This is a genomic window from Devosia riboflavina, from assembly GCF_000743575.1.
Taxonomy (GTDB): Bacteria; Pseudomonadota; Alphaproteobacteria; order Rhizobiales; family Devosiaceae; genus Devosia; species Devosia riboflavina.
Genome location: NZ_JQGC01000073.1, coordinates 1 through 754, shown reverse-complemented (window position 1 = coordinate 754; position 754 = coordinate 1). Strand labels below are relative to the sequence as shown.

At 62.7% G+C, this 754-nt stretch carries 1 protein-coding gene and 1 pseudogene; both read right to left on the bottom strand.

Going from position 1 to position 754, the window contains the following annotated elements; genetic code table 11:
* Positions 1-311 (bottom strand): annotated as a pseudogene (locus tag JP75_RS24730) (ornithine carbamoyltransferase); the annotation flags it as partial.
* Between the two features lie 50 nt (positions 312-361).
* Positions 362-754 (bottom strand): aminotransferase class III-fold pyridoxal phosphate-dependent enzyme (locus JP75_RS24725; protein WP_035087916.1); only part of this gene is annotated, 393 nt, incomplete at its 5' end.

Below are 754 nucleotides of genomic sequence, written 5' to 3'. Positions count from 1 at the left end.
ATGATAGCATCGACATAGCGCGACATGACGCGTGCTGTGTCGGCAAGGGTTTCCTCGCGCGAGAGCTGCATTTCCTGGCCGGTCAGCATCAGGGTTTCGCCGCCGAGCTGGCGCATGCCGACATCGAAGGAGACGCGGGTGCGGGTCGACTGGCGCTCGAAGATCATGGCCAGGACCTTGTCCTTGAGCAGGAGCGGTCGTTCACCCGCCTTGAGCAGCGCCTTGAGCTCGCTGGCCAGCGCCAGCATGGTGCGGAGCTCTTCGGGGGTGAAATCGAGGAGGTTCAGAAAATGCCTTGGGGTGCCGGTCATTTTATTGGTCCGGTTTCCTTTGTTGAGTGGCTTTGAGGGTGAACCGCCGATCAATCGATCGGCGGCACGTTGCCCGGTTCACTATCAAGGGCGGCGAAGGCATCGGCGATCTTGCCGACAGCTTCCTTGACGTCATCTTCGGTGATGACGAGCGGGGGGAGCAGGCGCAGCACGTTGTCCCCGGCTGCAACCGCCAGCAGGTGCTGGTCCTTGCGGAGGCGCTCGACGAAATCGCGCACCGGCGGGGTGATCTTGATGCCGGTGATGAGGCCCTTGCCGCGCAGCTCGACGACATATTGCGGGTATTTCTGCGCCAGCTGCTGGAGGTGCCAATGGAGCACCTGGCCAACCTGCTCGACATGCTCGAGGAAGCCCGGCGCCTGGATGCGGTCGAGCACGGCATTGCCGATGGCACAGGCCAAGGGATTGCCGCCATAGGTCGA